The organism is Paraburkholderia sp. GAS38, from assembly GCF_050434965.1.
GTDB lineage: Bacteria > Pseudomonadota > Gammaproteobacteria > Burkholderiales > Burkholderiaceae > Paraburkholderia > Paraburkholderia phenazinium_A.
Genome location: NZ_JBNDJO010000013.1, coordinates 168,698 through 185,566, shown reverse-complemented (window position 1 = coordinate 185,566; position 16,869 = coordinate 168,698). Strand labels below are relative to the sequence as shown.

14 protein-coding genes and 1 pseudogene are annotated in these 16,869 nt (G+C 62.3%); 9 read left to right on the top strand and 6 right to left on the bottom strand.

All coding sequences use genetic code 11. From position 1 onward, the window contains the following. Positions 1-201 precede the first annotated feature (201 nt). The 5 genes from P3T42_RS27275 (at position 202) to P3T42_RS27255 (ending at position 5,751) form a co-directional block, all read left to right on the top strand. Complete coding sequence (locus P3T42_RS27275; RefSeq protein ID WP_429307773.1) at positions 202-1,221, top strand: ABC transporter substrate-binding protein; 1,020 nt, start codon at positions 202-204, stop codon at positions 1,219-1,221. A 75-nt stretch (positions 1,222-1,296) separates the two neighbouring features. Then, complete coding sequence (locus tag P3T42_RS27270; protein ID WP_429307772.1) at positions 1,297-2,286, top strand: quinone oxidoreductase family protein; 990 nt, start codon at positions 1,297-1,299, stop codon at positions 2,284-2,286. An 87-nt stretch (positions 2,287-2,373) separates the two neighbouring features. After that, positions 2,374-3,699, top strand: a complete 1,326-nt coding sequence (locus P3T42_RS27265; protein ID WP_074293811.1) for an MFS transporter — start codon at positions 2,374-2,376, stop codon at positions 3,697-3,699. A 20-nt stretch (positions 3,700-3,719) separates the two neighbouring features. Then, positions 3,720-4,397: a response regulator transcription factor gene (locus P3T42_RS27260; protein ID WP_074293810.1), complete on the top strand. Its 678-nt coding sequence runs from the start codon at positions 3,720-3,722 to the stop codon at positions 4,395-4,397. Next, positions 4,387-5,751, top strand: a complete 1,365-nt coding sequence (locus P3T42_RS27255; protein ID WP_429307771.1) for a sensor histidine kinase — start codon at positions 4,387-4,389, stop codon at positions 5,749-5,751. The genes P3T42_RS27260 and P3T42_RS27255 overlap by 11 nt, the downstream gene beginning before the upstream one ends. Before the next feature lie 112 nt (positions 5,752-5,863). Here the strand turns inward: P3T42_RS27255 and P3T42_RS27250 are convergent, their stop codons facing one another. Then, entirely contained in the window at positions 5,864-6,760 is an 897-nt protein-coding gene (locus P3T42_RS27250; protein ID WP_429307770.1) for an SDR family oxidoreductase, read from the bottom strand. A gap of 159 nt (positions 6,761-6,919) precedes the next feature. On the opposite strand from P3T42_RS27250, the pseudogene P3T42_RS27245 reads away from it, so the two are divergent. Next, a pseudogene (locus P3T42_RS27245) lies at positions 6,920-8,062 on the top strand (MFS transporter); the annotation flags it as partial. Positions 8,063-8,233: 171 nt separating this feature from the next. On the opposite strand, the gene P3T42_RS27240 reads toward P3T42_RS27245, so the two are convergent. Beyond that, entirely contained in the window at positions 8,234-10,600 is a 2,367-nt protein-coding gene (locus tag P3T42_RS27240) for a CPBP family intramembrane glutamic endopeptidase (RefSeq protein WP_429307769.1), read from the bottom strand. A 1-nt stretch (position 10,601) separates the two neighbouring features. Beyond that, positions 10,602-11,357, bottom strand: coding sequence for an ABC transporter ATP-binding protein (locus P3T42_RS27235; protein ID WP_074293805.1), 756 nt, complete (start codon positions 11,355-11,357; stop codon positions 10,602-10,604). A gap of 167 nt (positions 11,358-11,524) precedes the next feature. Between P3T42_RS27235 and P3T42_RS27230 the strand changes: the two genes are divergently transcribed. The 3 genes from P3T42_RS27230 to P3T42_RS27220 all read left to right on the top strand — a co-directional run bounded on the left by P3T42_RS27230 (position 11,525) and on the right by P3T42_RS27220 (position 13,795). Continuing rightward, positions 11,525-12,055 carry a class I SAM-dependent methyltransferase gene (locus P3T42_RS27230; RefSeq protein ID WP_429307768.1) on the top strand — a complete coding sequence of 177 codons (531 nt, stop codon included), beginning with the start codon at positions 11,525-11,527 and terminating at the stop codon, positions 12,053-12,055. Between the two features lie 107 nt (positions 12,056-12,162). Then, positions 12,163-13,023, top strand: coding sequence for a class I SAM-dependent methyltransferase (locus tag P3T42_RS27225; protein ID WP_429307767.1), 861 nt, complete (start codon positions 12,163-12,165; stop codon positions 13,021-13,023). A gap of 184 nt (positions 13,024-13,207) precedes the next feature. Next, entirely contained in the window at positions 13,208-13,795 is a 588-nt protein-coding gene (locus P3T42_RS27220; protein ID WP_429307766.1) for a hypothetical protein, read from the top strand. 18 nt (positions 13,796-13,813) lie between these two features. On the opposite strand, the gene P3T42_RS27215 is transcribed toward P3T42_RS27220, so the two are convergent. The 3 genes from P3T42_RS27215 to P3T42_RS27205 form a co-directional block, all read right to left on the bottom strand. After that, positions 13,814-14,815: an NADP-dependent oxidoreductase gene (locus P3T42_RS27215; protein WP_429307827.1), complete on the bottom strand. Its 1,002-nt coding sequence runs from the start codon at positions 14,813-14,815 to the stop codon at positions 13,814-13,816. A 109-nt stretch (positions 14,816-14,924) separates the two neighbouring features. Then, complete coding sequence (locus tag P3T42_RS27210; protein ID WP_429307765.1) at positions 14,925-15,791, bottom strand: DUF1266 domain-containing protein; 867 nt, start codon at positions 15,789-15,791, stop codon at positions 14,925-14,927. Then, the gene (locus tag P3T42_RS27205) at positions 15,788-16,744 is read right to left on the bottom strand and encodes a DUF1266 domain-containing protein (RefSeq protein WP_429307764.1); all 957 of its coding nucleotides are present in this window, start codon (positions 16,742-16,744) and stop codon (positions 15,788-15,790) included. The genes P3T42_RS27210 and P3T42_RS27205 overlap by 4 nt, the downstream gene beginning before the upstream one ends. Between the last annotated feature and the right edge of the window lie 125 nt (positions 16,745-16,869).

Genomic DNA, 16,869 nt, shown 5'->3' with positions numbered 1-16,869 from the left:
ATACATGACGCATACGTGCGGATAATTGCCCCTCGCTGTCCAACGACTGCATGAAGGGTAAACACCCAGAACATTTCGCCGCGATGGAAAGCAGCCAGAAGGCGTCCGTTTTTTATACTCCACGCAAGCGCTGCATCAGACGACCCGTCGCTATCGGGCGGCTGCTTCGCAACAGCAGCCATCGACAGGAGACACCCTGCTATGCCACCGTTCGCCCGTTTCATGGCGCCCGCCTTCGCCGCCTGCGCGATCCTGTTCTGGACGCCGCATGCCGACGCGGAGAAGCTGACGCTCATGACCGGTGGCGTGACGAAGATCATCTATCTGCCGGTCACACTGGCCGCGCGGCTGGGCTACTTCCGCGATGAAGGGCTGGACGTCGAAATCCTCTCGGAACCCGCCGGCGTCGATACCGCGACCGAACTGATTGCGGGTGCCGTTCAAGGTGCGGTGGGTTTCTACGACCACACGATCGATCTGCAAAGCCGAGGCCTGGAAGTCGAATCCATCCTCGTTCTGGCGCAGTCCGCGGGGCTGGCCGAACTCGCGTCGACCAGGGTCGACACGCCGATGCGGACGATGGCGGATGCCCGCGGCCGAAAACTCGGTGTGACGGGGTTCGGGGCCTCCACGCACTTCCTGACCCGCTATCTCGCCCAGCAAGCGGGCTTGGCCGGGAGCACGTACACGATCGTGCCGATAGGTCCCGACAACGGCTTCGTCGACGCCATGATGAAAGGATCGATCGACGCCGGCATGGTCGAGGAGCCGACCGCATCGCGCCTGCTGGCCGCGAACGCCGCGCAGGTGCTGGTGGACATGCGCAGTATCGAGGGCACACGTGCGGCGCTTGGCGGGCCGTATGCCGGCTCCTGTCTCTATGCGCAGCGCAAGTGGGTCGCGGCGCATCCGGACCAAACCCGGCGCCTCGTGCGCGCCGTTGCGCGCGCGCTTGTTTTTATTTCGACGCACAGTGCCAGCGACATCATGGCTGTGTTGCCGAAGAATTTCGTTGGGGATAACGAAGCGCTTTACCGGCAGGCACTGGCTGACATGATTCCCGCGTTTTCGCGCGACGGCCGGATGCCCGACGGCGCACCGCAGACGGTGCTGGGCGTGCTGGCTGCGGTCGACCCGTCGATCGTGCCACGCCACGTCGATCTGGCGCGGACCTACACCAACCGCTTCGCCGATGAGGCCAACGTGGTGTCGGGCCACTGACGAGGACCGCTGCGCGAGCACAGGCGTGCACACGGTCAAGGCAACAGCATTCCATCAAGCTAGGGGACACGACTTATGAAGGCCATCCGCATCGAGCAATACGGCGGACCGGAAGTACTGCAGCGCGTTGACATTGCCATTCCTTCGCCGGGTTCCGACGACGTGCTGGTCCGCGTGGGTTGCGCCGGCATCAACTTCATGGACATCCATACGCGACAAGGCAAATACAAAGCGTCGCGTACGTACCCGGTGCGGCTGCCCTGCACGCTCGGGATGGAGGGCGCGGGCGAGGTGGTCGAAGTGGGCACGAACGTCACCGCATTGAAGCGCGGCGACCGGGTTGCGTGGTGCATTTCGTGGGGCGCGTATGCCGAGTATGCGGTCGTGCCGGCCGCCCGCGTCGCCCGCATTCCGGCGGCGATTCCGTTTGACCTGGCAGCAGCGGCGATTTTTCAGGGATCGACTGCGCACTATCTGCTTGAGGACGTCGCGCATCTTGACGCAGGCAGCACGTGCCTCGTGCATGCCGCGTCGGGCGGCATCGGCCAGTTGCTGGTCCAGCTCGCCAAACGGCGCGGCGTGACCGTCTACGCGACCACGAGCAGCGAGGCGAAGGCCGAAGTTGCACGCGGACACGGCGCCGATCACGTGATGCTTTACGACGAGGGCCGTTTCGCCGAGCGCGTGCGAGAAGCGACTAACGGCCGTGGCGTCGACGTGGTGTTCGACGCCGTCGGGCGCGCCACCTTGCGAGACAGTTTCCGGGCTACCCGCACGCGCGGTCTGGTGGTGAACTACGGTTCGGTGTCCGGATCGTTGAACGATCTCGACCCGATCGAACTCGGCGAGGCCGGCTCGCTATTTCTCACGCGTCCGCGTCTTGCCGATCATCTCGCGGATGCTGCAACGGTGCAGCGTCGCGCGGATGAAATCTTCGCTGCCCTGCAGGACGGCACGCTGAAGATCGAGATCAGCGGCCGTTACACGCTCGACAACGTTGAAGCCGCGCACGAAGCGCTCGAGTCGCGTCGTCAATTAGGCAAATCCGTGATGACGATCGGCTGATCCATCACGTTCCATCGTATGCGAAGCCGTACCCGGTGGCCTCGATGGCTGCTGAGGACGTGTTCGTCCTTCACTATCGAGGTCATCATGACATCTTCAACTTCAACAAACGGGACGGCGGCTGTCAGCGCACCGTCCGCTTCGAGGGAATCGCGCGCCCGCTCGGTGTTCCGCGTGGTCAGCGGCAACTTCCTCGAAATGTACGACTTCACCGTGTACGGCTACTACGCGGCCGCCATTGCAGCCACGTTCTTCCCGACCGGTAACGAATTCGCCTCGCTCATGCTGGCGCTTTCCGTATTCGGCGCCGGCTTTCTGATGCGTCCGGTGGGTGCCCTGGTGCTGGGCGCGTACATCGACCATCACGGCCGCCGCAAGGGCTTGATCCTGTCGCTGATGTTGATGGCGATCGGCACCGCATGCGTGGCGTTCGTACCGAGCTACGCGTCGATCGGTCTCCTCGCCCCCGCCGTCGTGCTGTTTGGGCGGCTGCTGCAAGGCTTCTCCGCCGGGGTCGAACTGGGCGGCGTGTCCGTCTATCTGTCCGAGATCGCCACCAAAGGCAATCGCGGCTTCTACTGCTCGTGGCAGTCCGCGAGCCAGCAGGTCGCAGTGGTGTTCGCGGCGTCGCTCGGCGTGCTGTTGAACCGCCTTGTGCCGACGTCGGAGATGAACGCGTGGGGCTGGCGGATCCCGTTCATCGTCGGCTGTCTGATCGTGCCGTTCCTGTTCTATGTGCGCCGTTCGCTTCAGGAGACCGAAGAGTTTGCAGCACGCCGTCATCACCCCGGTATGGCCGAGATTGCCAGATCCATGGTGAAGCATGCACGGCTGATTCTCGCCGGCATGGGGCTCGTCATCATGACGACCGCCTCGTTCTACCTGATCACCGCCTACACGCCGACGTTCGGCAAGGTCGTGCTGAAGCTGACGTCGCTGGATTCGCTGCTGGTCACGGTCTGCGTGGGCGTGTCGAACTTCATCTGGCTGCCGATTGCCGGCGCCGTGTCCGATCGCATCGGCCGCCGCCCTGTGCTGATCGCCTGTACCGTGCTCGCGATTCTCACGGCTTATCCGGCGATGCAATGGATGGTTGCGCAACCGTCGTTCGCGCGTCTGCTGCTGGTCGAGCTGTGGCTGTCGTTGCTCTATGCGTGGTACAACGGCGCGATGGTGGTCGCGCTGACGGAATTGATGCCGGCACACGTACGCACCACCGGGTTTTCGATGGCGTACAGTCTCGCCACGGTGGTGGGCGGATTTACGCCGGCGATCTCCACCTGGCTGATTCATACTACGGGTGATAAGGCCTCGCCGGGCGCATGGATGTCGTTTGCGGCCCTGTGCGGCGTAGTTGCGACACTGGTCCTGTACCGTTCCACCCAGTCGCGGGAGCAGTACAGGACGGCATGAACGCTTTGGGGATAGATGCGATGAGGCTACTGCTCGTCGAAGATAATGATCAGCTTGCACACTGGCTCGCGAAAATGCTGCGCGACGACGGCTTCATGCTCGATCGCGTCAGCGACGGTGAAGCGGCCGACGCTGCAGTGCGCACCGTGCCCTACGACGTCGTGCTGCTCGATCTGAATCTGCCGCATCTGTCGGGTAAGAGCGTCTTGCGCCGCATGCGCGAGCGCGGCGACGCGACGCCGGTGTTGATCCTGACGGCAACCGGCGCCGTCGACGAAAAGGTGGTGTGCCTCGGCGCGGGCGCGGACGACTACATCGTGAAGCCGTTCGACGCGCGCGAGCTGGTCGCGCGTGTGAAGGTGCTGGCGCGGCGGCAGTCGCCGTCGCGCTCGAACCGGCTCAAATGCGGCAATCTCACGTATGACATGGACCGTTGCCAGTTCGCGGTGGAAGGCGAGCCGTTGACCTTGACGCCGCGCGAACACGCAGTGCTCGAAGCACTGATCCTGCGCGCCAAGAAGACCGTCGCGAAGACCATGCTGGCGGATTCGCTGAGCAACGCGGACGCGCCGACCAGCGAAGACGCGATTGAAATCTATGTGTCGCGTCTGCGCAAGAAGCTCGAAAAGAGCACCGCCACCATCATCACGCTGCGCGGCCTCGGCTACCTGCTTGAAGACGGCGCCGATGACGAATAGCCTGCGCCTACGGCTGCTGCTGTGGCTGCTGCTGCCCATGACCGTGTATGTGTTCGCGGCGGGACTGATTGCACACGACAACGCGCAGCGGACGGCGAGTCTGTTGCAGGACGAAGCATTATTGTCTTCGGCGCGCGTGATGGCGGGCGATATTCAATGGGAGGGCGGCTATCTGCATGCGGAGATCTCTCCCAGCGCGATCGAAATTCTGAGTTCGCCGTACGGCGACGAAGTCTTTTTCAGCATTCGCGAAGTGGGTGGCGCGACGATTGCGGGGACCTCTGATTTCCCGCTGCGCGTGCCGGGCGAAGGACCGCTCTGGTATGACGCGACCGTGAGCGGACACCCGATTCGCGCGGTGTCGCTGATTCGCCCCATGTACGACTCGGGGGCGGTGAAACAGGTTGTGGTGTCGGTTGGACGGACCTTGCAGCAACGCGATGCCACCGCCACCGAGTTGTGGCGGCCGCAGATGCTGCATTTTGCGGGCATTGTGACGATTGCGGTGGTGCTGGTGTGCGTCGGGCTCACCTTCGAACTGCAGCCGTTGATGAGGCTCGCGAAAGAGATGCTTGGGCGCGCGCCGAACGCGTCACTACGGGTGCGGGCTGACCCATTGCGCAACGAGTTGCGTCCTATCGTCACCGCGTTCAATCAGTGCCTCGATATCATCGAGCGTAAGACGGCCATGCAGCGGCGCTTCATTGCGGATGCGGCTCATCAGTTGCGCACGCCGCTGACGTTGCTCGGCACGCAATTGCAGTACGCGCGCCGTCAGGACGATCTCGCGCAAATCAAAGAGACCTTGCTGGCCATGCATCGCAGCAACCTGTCGCTGGTTGCGCTCACCAACCAGTTGCTGCTGTTGGCTCAGGCGGAAGCAGCGGACTACGCGGACTTCGAAGGCGCGCCGGTGGATCTGCGCGCAGTGGCGACGGGGACGATCGAACAGCTTGCGCTGCTCGCGCAGCGTCGCCGTGTCGAACTGTCCGCGCATCTCGACGAGCCTGCGGAGGTGATGGGCAACGAGCCGCTACTCTCCGTGCTGCTGTTCAATCTGCTCGACAATGCGATTCGTTATACACCCGCTGGCGGACATGTTGCGCTCAGGCTCTCGTCGACGGGCGAGCGGGTGGTGCTGACTATCACGGACGAAGGGACAGGCATTAACGCCGAACTTCGCGATCGCGTGTTCGAGCCGTTCTTTCGCGCGTCCGGCGAAGAGGGCAGTGGGCTTGGGCTGTCGATCGTGCGGGAAATCGCGCGTGCGCATCTGGCCGAAGTCTCATTGGCAGATGGGCCTGGCGGAGCGGGCCTGACCGTTTCGGTGGTCTTTCCGGTTGTGCGGCGATGAGGCTGTCGAGTTTGACGGGTCTGACGAAGCGGCATGCCCAGGAAGAAGCCTGCTAGTTGCGCCGCGCGACACCGTCCCTGCGGCACAAGCGCGCCGCAGGGACGTGCCCCAATCAGCCTTCGAAATAGCGTGGCCGGTCGAGATCGGCAATCAAGCCGGGTTGCGTCGGCTCCCAACCCAGCAGTTCCCGCGTGCGTTGGCTCGAGGCCAGGTTGTCGATCTGGGCGAAATGCGTAAACCAGCCAAAGTGGTCAGCCGCTTCCTCAGGGTCCTTGCTGACAACCGGCAGATTGAGACGCCGGCCGATCACGCCCGCGATGTCCCGGAACGGCACACCCTCTTCAGCGAGGCCGTGATACCGCGCGCCTGCGACACCCTTCTCGACCGCAAGACGGTAGACACGCGCCGCATCGAAGCGATGCACCGCAGGCCAGCGGTTGAGTCCCTCGCCGACATACGCCGACACACCCTTTTCACGCGCCAGCCCGATCAAGAGCGGGACGAAACCGTGATCGCCGTCGCCGTGGACTGACGGCGGCAGGCGCACCACCGACACGTTCACGCCGCGCGCCGCCTCCGCAGCCGCGGCTTCTTCCGACGCCACACGCGGAATCGAGTTTGGACCGGAAGCGGGCACGTCTTCTTCGGTCACGATACGGTTGGACGACAGAAGCCCGGTCCCGGACGTGACGACCAGCGGCCGGTCGGAGCCCGCGAGCGCGGCGCCGAGCGCTTCAATGGCGCGCCGGTCCACCTCGCAGTTCTCCTTGAACTTCGAGAAGTCGTGGATGAAGGCCGTGTGGATCACGCCGTCGCATGCATCGGCGCCGGCAGCGAGGCTCTCGGTGTCCAACAGCTCGCCCCGGTGGACCGTGGCGCCGATTCGCGCCAAAGCGTCGGCGCCGGCGTCGCTGCGTGCCAATCCAAGCACGGAGTGTCCCGCTGCGAGAAGCTCGCGGACGACCGCTTCACCGACAAAGCCGGTGGCTCCCGTTACGAATATACGCATACTGATTGCCTCATGGGTTTAGGAACAGACCAACCCATTCTCTTGCGGACTTGGGAGCAGTAAAAGCCGGGAGCGTATACCGTTATGGGAGTTAACACCCTGCCGGCTGAAGGACGGGGTGTGACGTAGACCTATAAAGCACGCCAGACAGGAGACAGCATGACGAGTACGGTTGCCGCATCCCCGAGACTAAAAATCATCCAGCGCAGCACGTTGGCCATGCTGGTTGTCAGCATTGCCATCAGTACCATCGACCGCGCCGCGTTGGCCGTCGCCAATCCACTGATCCGCCATGATCTGGGACTGTCGATTGCCGAAATGGGGATGCTGCTTTCGGCCTTTTTGTGGGCCTACGCGTTTTCCCAGTTGCCGATTGGCGCGTTGATCGACCGTTACGGTCCGCGCTGGCTGCTCGGTTGCGGACTCGCGGTCTGGTCGAGCGCGCAGTTGTTATGCGGTCTCGTGACGAACACCGCGCAGTTTGCCGCAGCACGCGCACTGCTCGGCATTGGCGAGGCGCCGCAGTTTCCGGCAGCGGCACGCGTCGTCAAGGACTGGTTCGCCGTGCGCGACCGCGGTTCCGCGACGGGCATTTTCATGTGTGCTTCGTATCTCGGCACGGGACTCGCCGCGCCGCTGCTTACGGCCATGATGCTGAGCTTCGGCTGGCGCTGGATGTTCATGACCATGGGCATTCTCGGTCTTGTGATGGCGGCGGTCTGGTTCGCCGTGTATCGCAATCCGTCGCAACTGGCGCTCACGGATGATGAGCGCCGCTACCTCGGACTCGGAGAAGCCACTTCAAGCGGAGAGAAGCGCGGGCTGAGTCTCGTGCAATGGCGCAGTCTGTTCAGATCGAGTACGACCTGGGGTTTGGTCATTGGGTATTTCGGCGTGATCTACGTGAACTGGCTGTTCAATACCTGGTTGCCGGGCTATCTGCACATGGCCCGGCATATGAGCCTCGCGCAGGTCGGATGGACGGCGGCCATTCCCTATACGTTCGCGGTCTTAGGGGCGCTCGTGGCGGGCTATTTGACCGACTGGCTCGCGCGCAAAGGCATGAGCCTGACCCATAGCCGCAAGGTGCCCGCGTGTGCATTTCTGGTCGCGCAGACGCTGTTCGTCGTGGTGGCCGCGCTCGTACCCGACAACAACGTTGCTGTGGCGTGTCTGTCCGGCGCGTTGTTCTGCGGCACGGCGGCGACCACGATCGCCTGGGCCATGATCAGCGTATTCAGTCCGCAGCGGTGTACCGGTTCGCTCGGTGCGCTGCAGAACTTCGGTGGCTATATGGGCGGCTCGCTCGCGCCGATCGTGACCGGACTGATCGTGCAAAAGACGGGGTCCTTTGTGCCGGCGTTATACCTGGGCGCGGGGATGTCGTTGTTCGCGGCGCTGGCGTATCTGGTGTTGATTCGTGGACCGGTCACCTTGCGAGTGAGTGAGGGGGGGGGAGGGCGTGTCGGCCGATCAGGTGTAGAGCGTGGCAAGCTGGAACCCGACCACGATAGCGTTGTAGACAGCGTGAGTCGCCATCGACGCGAGCAGCATTTTCTTGCGCCCGTACACCCATGCCGTTCCGAGACCCAGCACGAACACCGGCAGCATGGAGAAAGGCGGGTGAACGATGGCAAACAAGCCTGCGCTCCCCAAGGCCGACAGCAAGACATTGAGCGAGCGGCGCATGCCGCCGAAGATGAGGCCGCGGAACACGAATTCCTCGAACACCGGCGCTGCGCATACGGTCAAGGCGCAGAGGGCGAGGCGCGCGGACGGTGATAGCAATGTCGGTGGGATAGCGGGTGCAAACCCATAGCGCCTGGTCAGCCACAGGTAGAGCAGGCCCACGCCGCCGCAGAGCACGCCGATTGCAGCGCCGTATGCGACGGCGCGGATCGGTTGAGGGCCAAGAACGTGTGGTATGCCACGGGTTTTCAGGCTCCAGAACGCAGTGCGCATCAACAGATAGGTCACGGCCCCGGCACACACATAGCCAAGCAGCACGCGCGTGAACGCATCGACATGCACTGTTTGCTTCAACACGTAGCCGGCAATGAACTGCAGCACGAAGAACAGCATCGCCGCGATCAGACCGTCGGCCAGCGAGACCTGCGACGGCGGAGTAGCCGTGGGATCGAGCAGATAGGGCAGCCTGTCGCTCGCCTTTTGCCAAAGCGCAAAAGCGAGCGCGCCGCACAGGATGGGTGTGGTGATCTGCTGCCACCAGACGTGGGACGCCAGCGCGTAAATATAGAACCCTGCCAGTGCCATGAAAAGATAGGCATAGCGGATTCCTAGCTGGCGCCTGCCTGTTTCAGCGGGCATCCCGGACAATACGCCTAGCGATAGCGCGATCACGGCGTAGATGGGCAAACCGAGCAAGACCAGCAGGGCGCCTACTGCAAAATGCCAGGGCGCAAGATGGGACAGCGTCATGCAACCGGCGAACAACAGCAGCGGATAAATGAGTGCGATCCCGCAGTAGAACTGCGCTTTTTCCAGCAATACGCCGGCGAGCGAGCGGGGGAATGTATAAAGCAGCCAGAGCCGTTCGCCTTCCGTGATCAACGCCGGCATCACGGTCTGCATGAAGGTGTACGCGCCGATAAAGAATGCGACGCTCGCCGTGAACGCGGGATTCTGCATGACCGTCGCGCCCAGATGGTCGTTGAGCAGGAACTGGCCGAACACCATCATGAGCGGCAGGCCCAGGCATTGGATCAGATGGCGGCGATCGCGCAAAAGCAAAATCAGTTCGCGTCGTTTGACGGGCGATAGCCACACCCTGCCAGCGTTGCGAGTGCGCTCGCGTGTCTGTTCGTCTTCGCGCGACTTGCGGGTATGCCGCGCGGACCGGCCGCTCTCGCGCAGGCCGTGCGTCACAATGCCCGCGCGCAACTGAAAGCGCAGGAACAACACGCTGAGTAGCGCAACCATGCCGGCCTCCACCAGCAAGATGCCGTACAGGCTCAGGGCGTGCAGTTCGAACGGCGCGGACAGTATCTGGATGGCGACGCCGGGCGGCGTCCAGATGGCCCACTGCGGCGTGTGCCCGGCAAGCATCAGTGCATAGTGCCTGGCGGTTGGCGACTGAAGCGACATCACCAGATAAACCACCGGACCCACCACGAGCATGAGGATGGCCTGAAAATTACGCAACGCAGCCGGTAGCAGCATGACATGCAGCCCCAGATCGAGGACGGTCCAGAGCGAAGCGACCAGCAATAGCAAAGGCGGGATGATCAGTAGCGTATAGAGCGGCGTCAACCAGCCTGCATTGGCATACCACGCGGTGATCCCACCGGTAATACCGAACGCGAGCCACGCGGTTGGGTTGATAAGGGCGCGTTCGGCGATTCGCGTGCATAGCAGCGTGGTTCGTGTCATCGGTAGAGTCGCGATCCATTCGAAGTCCCAGTCGGGACCGGATCGCATCGACGACACGAACGGATACAGCAAGGCGAATAGCCCCATCACGCTCATCAACATCGTCATGCCGCGCGTCATGCCGTCGCTGAACGGCGTCATGTGCGCGTACGCGGCAATCCGGGGAGAGAGCATCGAAGATATGCCGCTGCACGCTGCGTTGCCCTGGCAATACAGCGTGAGCAGAAACGCCCGCGTGCTGTTGCCGAATGACGAGGCCATCATCGCGGCCACGCATAGCATCACCAGCCAGCCTATACCCGCCTTGGCCGGTGTGGCTTGCCGATGGTCGCCTTTCGCTACCCCTTTGGACAGCCGCCGCAAGGTGGTGACAGTCATGATGTTGTGCAGCCTGCGCAGGCGCAGGCCGGCGAGCACACGGGTTGCGCGCAGTGCCTCGTGATAGGCCATGTCACGCCACCCTGGAGATTGACTCGCTCGTCGGCGAGACGTCGTTCGTCAGGCTGAGGAAGATCTCTTCGAGCGAACCGTTGGTGGCTGTGGCGGCGCGAATCTGGTCGAGCGTGCCGGTGGCGACCAGCTTGCCGTGGTGGATGATGCCGACCCTGCTGCACAGCCGCTCGGCCATGTCCAGCAAATGGGTTGAGACGAAAATGGTCATGCCTTGCGCTGCGCATTGGAGCAGACGCTCGTTGACCTCGCGCGCGGCGCGCGGATCGAGACCGTTGATCGGCTCGTCCAGAATCAGCACGCGTGGTTCGTGAATCAGCGCGCAGGCAAGGGCAAGTTTCTTTTTCATGCCCATTGAGTAATTGACGGCGAATTCTTCGCTCGCGTCATCGAGGCTGAACTCTTTCAGCAAGCGCTGCGTGCGCTGTTTTGCTTCTGCGCGCGGCAGACCATGCATCTCGCCGACGAACTGGAGAATCTCGTGACCGCGCAGGTAGTCGTAGAAAATCGGATTGTCGGGCAGGTAGCCGATGCGACGTTTGACTTCGGTGTTGTCGGCGTGGCAATCGAGTCCGTCGATCTGGACCGAGCCGCTGCTCGGCACCAGCAAGCCCATCATCATGCGGATGGTGGTGGTTTTACCTGCGCCATTAGGACCCAGGAAGCCGAATAGTTCTCCACTGGAGATTTGCAGATCCAACGGATGCACAGCATCAAAGCTGCCGTACTGTTTGGATAACCCCTGGAATTTAATCATTGTTAAGCAGCAGTGCTTGTTATTATCGATGGAGATGGGCCGGTGCCAAGCTTAAAACAAAGATAATCAACGGTGCTAGGAATTTTCTTTCTAAGCTCTTACCGGACCCAAGACCGGCACCACCACAAGCTCAATCGCCTATGCCTGACCTTCCATCATTTGTTGCGTTGCTGATCGTCGCGTTACTGTGTCTCTCGCTGCTGGTTTTTCAGCTCATCACGGGCGTACCGCCTATGCCGTCAAAAGCGTCGGAAGCGGCCGACGTCGTGGCGCTATTGAAACAGGCGAACTTGCCGCAGCAGGCCATCGTGTACGAGCTGGGCAGCGGCTGGGGTTCGCTCGTCATCGCGCTGGCCAAGGCGTTTCCCGAGGCGCGGATACGCGGCATCGAAATGTCGCCGCTGCCCTACTGGGTCGCGCGGTTTCGGACCCGCAAGCTAGCCAATGTTGCTTTGCAGCGAGCCAATTTCTACGCGTGCAATCTGCAGGACGCGCACGCCGTCACCTGCTACCTGATGATCAAGCCGATGCCCAAACTGGCGGCGCTGCTTGATCGTATGCTCAAGCCTGGGACGCCAGTGGTGTCGCTCACGTTCTGGTTCCGTGAGCGCGAAGTTGTGGCGAGCCGGCAAGGCCCCGGATTGCGCGGTGCGGCGGCGTTGTATTTCTGGCCTGCACGCAAAGCTCAAGCGCGGTGACGGGTGACGGGCTTTGCCAAGGCGGAGTCCTCCGCTGTGGAGTCCGAAGAGTGGCACCGGTTGAGGTGGTTTAAGCCGAAGCGAAGACGAGCCAACAGGAGACACCCATGACCGATCGGCAAGATCCGGCACCGGACAGCACAGCCGCACGTGTCGCCTTGTGGCGCGCGCTGCATGTGGAAGCCGACGCGCCGCCGCATGTGCTCGAAGACGAAATCGGCCTCAAGCTGCTGGCCCCGGGCGAGGACTGGCGCCGCCGCGGGGACATGGATCCGCAGTTCACCCGACCATTCCGCGCTTCAATCGTAGCGCGTGCCCGCTTCATCGAGGATCTGGTGGTGGAGCAGGCCGGGCGCGGGCTGAGTCAGTACGTGATCCTCGGCGCCGGCCTGGACAGCTTCGCGCAGCGGCGGCCTGAGATCGCCTCCCGCCTGAAGGTGTTCGAGGTCGACCGGCCGGGTCCTCAGGCATGGAAGCGTCAGCGCCTGATCGAACTCGGCTTTGGCGTGCCGGACTGGCTGCGCTTCGTACCCGTCGATTTCGAAGCCGGCGCCAGTTGGCAGGATGGCCTCGTGACGGCGGGCTTCGATAACAGCCAGCCGGCCATCGTGGTGTCTACAGGTGTCAGCATGTACCTCACCAGGGAAGCGAACGCGGCCACGTTGCGCGAGGTCGCGGCCCTCGCCCCAGGATCGACGCTGGCCATGACGTTCCTGCTCCCGCTGGAGCTGGCGGATCCCGAGGTTCGTCCGGGACTCGAGATGGCGGAGAAAGGGGCACGAGCAAGCGGCACGCCTTTTGTCAGCTTCTTCACCCCGCCGGAGATCCAGGCGCTGGCGCGGGAAGCCGGCTTCCGGGAGGCACGGCACGTTTCGGCGGGCGATCTCACCCAGCGTTACTTCGCAGGCAGGCCGGACGGTCTGCGTCCGCCGGCCAATGCGGAGGAACTGCTGGTGGCGAATACGTAGCTGCCCTCACGATTCGATCCGCATCTCACGCTGGCGTGCAACGGTCATGTAAGGGGTAGTCCGGGGTAGAGAAGTGTCCTAAAGCGGGATAGATTGCTTACTAGAATAAAAGCGTTGTAAATATAGACAGGAGATGCGCGGGACGTCGCAGACGAAGCCCGCGCGGGACTGGAGGGAGCCTGACATGGTGCGCACCGATTTGACGGTACTCGCGGGCGTCGGGATTCTGGCGCTAGCTTGCCTGGTTGCCTGCGGCTTGTACGTGTACTGGTGTAGCGATCGCTATCGCAGCCGAAAACAGCGGCCACAGTGGCCCATGAGCGTTGGGTGGGTGAACCCGCGCACTCACGAAGCGCCAGCGGCCGTTGAGGAAACGGTCGGCACGCAATTAAGCCAACGCTGTAAAACTTCGTTGTACCGGCTGATGTTCGGCCAGGCGCATGACGAATGCATCGTCTTCCTGATGGCCGCCAGCCGCGCCGCCGCGCAAAAGGAGGCGACGGACGCGCTCGCCGCTATCCATTGCATGGCGCCCGACGAGGTGTGTGTCTATAACCTCGCCTCGTTTCGCGAGCTGATCGATAGCGGCGTCAGCGAGGATGAGGATCTGCGCCTGTTCGAGGTGGCCTGGGAAGGCTCGAACGTCAGCGCATGGGCCGACCATCCGCTTTTCCTGACCGACGACTCCAGCTTGCTGGGCAAGTGGGCCGAGTTATATGCGGACCTGGCGCGCGAGCTGGCGACGAGCGCGATCAATCGGGCGCGGGGGTAGCGTACCTCGCGCTGGCTATCATCGGATCTTGACGACGGCCTTCCCCTTTACACGCCCTGTTTCGACGTAGGCCAAGGCCTCTTGGGTTGATGCAAACGGGAAGACCCGATCGATCACAGGCTTGATGACACCTGCGTCGATGAGCGCAGCGATCTGCGCCAACTGGCTCCCATCGGCACGCATGAAAAGAAATGAATAGGTGACGTCATGACGTTTCGCCGCTTTTCTGACGCGATAGCTCAGAAAGCGCATCGCTGTTTTCAGGAACCAGGCGGCGCCGATCTCTTTGGCAAAATCCGGATCGGGCGGACCGGCGATCCCGATCAGCCTGCCACCTGGCTTGAGCACTTGCAGTGATCGCTCGAGGGTCTTTCCGCCCTGTGTGTCCAGCACCACGTCGAAGTCTTTCAGGACGGCGGCAAAGTCATCTTTCCTGTAGTCGATGACGATGTCCGCACCGAGTTGCTTCAGCCATCCGGCATTTCCTGCGCTCGCCGTCGTCGCGACGGTCGCGCCCACATGCTTCGCCAGTTGGATGGCAAAGGTGCCGACGCCGCCCGAGCCGGCATGTATAAGCACCTTCTGCCCTTTCTTCAGTTGTCCTTTTTCAATCAGCGCTTGCCAGGCGGTCAAGCCCACCAGCGGGATTGAAGCCGCTTCTTCCATCGTGAGTGTTTTAGGCTTGAGGGCGACGGCGTCTTCCCTGAGCGCGATGAATTCCGCAAACGTACCGATCCGATCTTTATGCGGACGGGCATAGACCTCATCGCCCGGCTTGAATTGCTGCACACGCGATCCGACGCGGATCACGACGCCGGCCACATCGTTGCCCAAAATCAGCGGCAAACGATAGGGCAAAATGAGTTTGAACTCTCCGTCCCTGATCTTCGCGTCGAGAGGGTTCACGCCCGCGGCGTGGATCTGGATCAACACGTCGTCTTCGCGCGGCTCGGGGACCGGCATATCAGCGGCCCGTATGCCACTCTTGCGTCCATATCGATCGACAACAAATGCCTTCATCATGGTTCCTTATCAGTGTTTTGTTGCGTCAGAAGCAGGGGCAGTCACGCCGTCTTCGACGCACTTGTTGTGCGATTCGATGCGCGATGCTGGATGCAGTTGGGTGTCGTCAGGAAACCGTCGGTTCACGCATGACTGGCCAGGTCAGCACCTGCCAGGGCGCGTTACCGGCAGCGCGAAGGCGCAGCGCCGCCGTTTGCGCGGAAGCCGCGTTATCTTCGACGAAGCCTGCCGTCAAAAGCAGGTCGGTTTCGAAGTCTTGCCAGTCGGCGTAATGCATCGCGACTTCCTGCGCGATTTCTTCGATCCGCGTGCGGGCCTCGGCCTCCGCAACGTAACCTAAGCGACACCCAGCCCGGTAGTAGAGCACCATGCGACTGGCGTCATAGGCGAGGCCGTTCATCCGCCGCCACCGGTCAGGCTGCTCCCGCAACGCACGGAACTGTTGCTCGCGCATGCCTCGCAGCGGGCCGTAGGTATGCGAAAACGCCGATAACCAATCTCCTGTGGAACCCGCATCGTGCGTCTGCTCGCCACGGGCCAATCGCGACATGAGCGCTCTGATCAGGGCGATGTCGCGCCGATGACCTCCTTCGCGTAGCCATCGCAGTCGCATCGTCCACGCCGCCGGGCTGTTGATCTCATGGCGCGAGGCGAAGCGGGCCATGAAACGCGCCGCCTGACGTGCATCAGGCGGCAGAAGATCGAGCCGGTCGTGATAGAACCGCTCGCGCTCGCAATCCAGGGCGGACAACGCGATGGCCCACTGCACCGGGGTATCGGCCGGAGGGCCATGTTGATACAGCCCCTCGCGGACATCGACAAGATTGATGCCACGCGGCGGATCAGTGCTACGTTGTCCTGCTTTTTCTCCACGACGGCCAAAACGCGCATACAGGCGTTGCACGCTTGCGAAAATCGCCCAGCCTGCAAGCAGGCCGACCCACAGCGCCGGATCGAGCAGTAGCGGAATCATCGCGCCAGGTCGGTGAGGTGAATCTTTTGGAGCGCGTTATCCAGCAGCAGTTCGAATTCGTTAGCTTCGCCACGCTCGCGTTCGGAGAGCGGAGCGAGCAATTGCATCTCGTAGAGCGCGGAGACGAACAACCATTGGGGGGCAGGCAGCGCCATCTCCCAGGCGAGCAGTTTCCATGGGCTGTGCGGATCTCGTTGCGCCAGTTCGATGACTTCGCGGGTGGCCTCCTGGGTGGGGATCATGGCGGGGTCACCGCCGGCCCAAAAACCGCGTGCCCGCATGAACTGATCGGCGCAGTCGAGCCAGCTTTTGTAGTCGCGCTGCAGGTAGAGCGAGGGCAGCAGAATGAAGTCACGCGCTTCCCGTTCGTCAATGAGGTCCAGCAACAAGCCGTTCTGGCAAAGCATAATGAATCGCACCATGTCCCAGGCGAGAAAGTTAACCGACTGCACACCATCGCGGTTGTCTCGCGCAGCCTGCATTTGCCATAGGGACTCGCGCCGCGCTTCGTCAGGCAGTTCACGATCCTCGCGCAGCCGTTCGACCTCCTGCTTGAACGCTGCTTCTGGAAAACCGGCGTAGTGGCCGACAAACGGCTGGAGCGCCTGACGATGTCCACCCGTGAATACGCCGTGAAGCTGCTCGAGTAGCGTGGCACGATCGCTAATGCCCCACGATTGACGCAGGGACTGACGGGTTTCGTCGGCGGAAGCGTCCAGACGCAAGCTATCCCAGGCGCATCCGTTGCGCACGTTGAAGACCAATGTGTTGGCCAGCGCCCAATACTGCGGCTCAGGCTGGAAGGTGCTGGGCGATGTTTGCCAGCGTAATGTCAAAGGCTCCGTCTTGCGTGTTTCGGGCTTCTTCTTTTGCCGCTTCCGGCGGGCCGGCAGCGTGGCGAAAACCGCGATCACGAAGAGTGTGCAGGCCACCTCGATGGTCGTATTGTTCATTGCGATACCGTCTCCCATTGCCCCAGAACGTGTGATCGGAACCGTTCTTTGCGAGCGATGCCTTGAATGATCGATTTTCCAAAATGGTCGCGATTATTCTAGGGATTCAGACGTTGCAATGCGAA